Raw genomic sequence first — 215 nt, 5'->3', positions numbered from 1 at the left:
TCGACATTGTCGAGATTGCCGTCAACCATGATCTGCCAGGCAACCTTCATGGTCTCGCCGTCAACGGCCGTGAAGATTGCATGATATTGCTTGGTGTCGGTCAGATTGCTGCCATCGTTCGGGATCGGTGCGCGATCCTCACCATTACAGAAGACATAGCCGGTTTTCGGATATTTCTGCACGCGCAAGCCATGCACGGTATGCTGGTTCGGAAG

The 215-nt window shown here is 53.5% G+C and carries 1 pseudogene; it reads right to left on the bottom strand.

The features are described 5' to 3' along the window. Positions 1-215: pseudogene (locus HWX93_RS22855) on the bottom strand (TAT-dependent nitrous-oxide reductase); the annotation flags it as partial.

It is taken from the genome of Brucella tritici (assembly GCF_902825325.1).
Taxonomy (GTDB): domain Bacteria; phylum Pseudomonadota; class Alphaproteobacteria; order Rhizobiales; family Rhizobiaceae; genus Brucella.
The sequence above is the reverse complement of the archived record's forward strand: the minus strand, read 5'-3'. Positions and strand labels throughout refer to the sequence as shown.